2 protein-coding genes are annotated in these 3,074 nt (G+C 67.1%); both read right to left on the reverse strand.

Annotated elements, in window-relative coordinates; all coding sequences use genetic code 11:
* Window positions 1-342: 342 nt before the first annotated feature.
* Window positions 343-1,287 carry a D-2-hydroxyacid dehydrogenase gene (locus SGR02S_RS19080; RefSeq protein ID WP_067113785.1) on the reverse strand — a complete coding sequence of 315 codons (945 nt, stop codon included), beginning with the start codon at window positions 1,285-1,287 and terminating at the stop codon, window positions 343-345.
* Window positions 1,288-1,399: 112 nt separating this feature from the next.
* Window positions 1,400-2,887: a cysteine--tRNA ligase gene (cysS, locus tag SGR02S_RS19085; RefSeq protein WP_067113787.1), complete on the reverse strand. Its 1,488-nt coding sequence runs from the start codon at window positions 2,885-2,887 to the stop codon at window positions 1,400-1,402.
* Window positions 2,888-3,074: the final 187 nt, after the last annotated feature.

The raw sequence follows: 3,074 nt of genomic DNA on the forward strand, positions 1-3,074 counted from the left end.
CGATGCTCCATCCCTTTTCGACAAGGAATCGTTCCCCGGCGAGAGTCGGGGTCCAGATGGCCGGCGCTGTCCCGCATTGGACCCCGGCTTTCGCCGGGGAACAGCTCCTTACTTGCCTGATGGATATCTATACCAACGCGTTTCAGGGCCCATGGTCTGTCCCTGAATGAAAGGCTGCGGAAAAGGGAAGGTCCGGCCATGGATGCTGAAACGAGTTCAGCATGACGAAGGACGGGGCAGCGCGCCGAACCCCGAATCCCACAGGCCTTAGACTATGATGACATTAGAAAGATTCGTCATTGCGAGCGGCGAAGCCGCGCGGCAATCCAAAGTCATCGGAGTCTAATAGCCCAGCGTCAGGTCGACCTGCGGCGCGACCGGTTCGCCCCTGTGCCAGCGATCCAGATTGTCGAGGAAGCGTTCGGCGGCGCGCGCGAACATCTTGTCCTGCGCGCGGCCCGACAGGTGCATCGTGACATGCGCGTTGTCGAGCGCCCACAGCGGGTGGTCGGCGGGCAGCGGTTCGGGGGTGGTGACGTCGAGGAAGGCGGCGCCGATGCGCTTTTCGGTCAGTGCCGCGACCAGCGCCTCCTGATCGACGACGCTGCCGCGCGCGATGTTGATCAGCGTCGCGTCGGGCTTCATCGCCGCCAGTTCGGCGGCGCCGATCATGCCGTCGGTTTCCGCCGTCGCGGGCACCGCGAGGATCACCCAGTCGTAATCGCCGAGGCGGCCGCGCCACTGGTCGGGGGTCAGGGTGCCCGGTCCGGGCGAGCGGCGCACCACCGTCACATCGACCGCAAAGGCCTTCAGCCGCTCCTCGATCAGTCTGCCGATCGCGCCATAGCCGAGCAGCAGCGCCCTCGATCCCGCCAGTTCGATCTTGCCCGGCGAATCGATCAGCCATTCGCGGCGTTCCTGCGCGCGCACGACCTCGCGGTAGCCCTTGGCGACGGTCAGCATTCCCATCACCACATATTCGGCGATGGTGATCGCGTTGATCCCGGCGCCGTTGGTGACGAAGACGCCGCGCGTGCGCAGCAGGTCGAGCGGCATGCGGTCGACCCCGGCATAGATGGAGTTCAGCCACCGCATCTTCGCCGCCGCGGTGATCGCGGTCGCCATGTCGCGCTTGTCGTGCATGTCGAACCAGCCGATGTCGGCCTCGGGCGCCATCGCCATCGCCTCTTCCTTGGTCCGGAAGAAGCGCGGCTCGACCCAGTCGGGCAGGCGGCTTTCGACGAGCGGGCGGATCAGGTCCGACAGGACGATGACGGTCTTGGCCACGGAAATTGCTCTCCCTTTTCCGTTCGCATCGAGCGAAGTCGAGATGCCCATCGGTCACGCGCGCCTGTCGGGTGTCTCGACTTCGCTCGACACGAACGGAACGCGATGTCGTTCAGCTTTCGAGCCGCCAGTCCCAGCCGAGCGGGTCGCCGTCCATCACCTCGACCCCGGCGGCGCCCAGCTCGTCACGTAGCGCGTCGGACGCGGCGAAATCCCTGGCGGCCCGCGCTTCCTTGCGGCGCGCCAGCGTCGCTTCGATGGCGGTTTCGTCGATGGTCGCACCCTTGGGACGGACGCGCAGCGCCTCGCGCGAGAGCGTCAGCAGGTCGAGCCCGAGGACGCCGTCCATCCGTTCCAGCAGCGTGCGCTTCTGCCCCGCGTCGACTTTCTTCATCGCCGCCGCTTCCTCGATCAGGGTCAGCGCAATCGGGGTGTTGAGGTCGTCGGAGACCGCCGCGTCGAACCTTGCGAGCAGGTCGGCCAGCCGCCGGTCGGTCACCGGTACAGCCTCCGCTTCGCGGACGGCCGCCGCCGCCATCACCAGCCGCTTGAGTCGGGTCAGCGCCGCACCGAGGCCTTCCCACGAAAATTCCAGTTCGCTGCGATAATGCGCCTGGAGGCACATCAGGCGATAGGCGAGGGGGTGATAACCGCGGTCGACGAGCGTCTGGAGGCGCAGGAATTCGCCCGCCGATTTCGACATCTTGCCGCCGCGCCCCTGGTCGTTTCTGGCGATCAGGAAATTATTGTGCATCCACATGCGGGCGCCCGAATGCTCCGCGCAGTCGAGCCCGCCGCAGCCGCGCCACGCCTGATTCTGGGCGATCTCGTTCGGATGGTGGATTTCGCGGTGGTCGATGCCGCCGGTGTGGATGTCGAACGGCAGGCCCAGTTCGGCCTCGCCCATCACCGAGCATTCGAGATGCCATCCGGGCGCGCCGCGTCCCCACGGCGAATCCCACTCCATCTGGCGCGTCTCGCCGGGCGGCGTGCGGCGCCAGATCGCGAAATCGGCGGCGTGGCGCTTGCCCTCGACCTCGTCGATGCGGCCTTCTCCCTCGTCGGTCACCGCGCGCGCCAGCCGGCCGTAATCGGCGACGGTCGACACGTCGAAATAGAGGCCGCTGTCGAGCTGGTAGCAATGGGCGTCGGCGATGCGCTGCGCGAACGCGATCATGCGCGGGACATAGTCGGTGGCGACCGTCCATTTCGCGGGATCGCGCACGCCCAGCCGCGCGAGGTCGCGCTTGAACTCGGCGGTGTAGAAGGCGGCGATGTCCCACGCCGACTTGCCCTGTGACGCCGCCGCCTTTTCCATCTTGTCGTCGCCGGCGTCGGCGTCGGAGGTCAGGTGGCCGACGTCGGTGATGTTGATGATGTGGCGCAGCGCATAGCCCTTGAATACGAGCGTCCGCCCCAGCGTGTCGGCGAAGACATAGGCGCGCATGTTGCCGATGTGCTGGTAATTGTAGACGGTCGGCCCGCACGAATAGACGCGCGCCTCGCCCGGATGGACGGGCCGGAAATCTTCCAGTTGGCGCGTCAGGCTGTTGAACAGCCGGAGCGGCGCGCCGGGCGCGGGGGTGGGGGCGTCGGTCATCCCCGCGCCCATGCCCCGCGCCGGGGTTCGCCGTCAACCGAAAGGCGTCTCGAACCAAATCCGGGAGTGATACGTCCATAATCTCCCCTCCCGCTTGCGGGAGGGGCCGGGGGTGGGCCTCGGCGTGGCGAAAGCCCACCCCGCTGCGGCTAGCGAACAAGTTCGCAAGCCTCGCTGCCCCTCCCGC

It is taken from the genome of Sphingopyxis granuli NBRC 100800, assembly GCF_001591045.1.
Taxonomy (GTDB): domain Bacteria; phylum Pseudomonadota; class Alphaproteobacteria; order Sphingomonadales; family Sphingomonadaceae; genus Sphingopyxis; species Sphingopyxis granuli.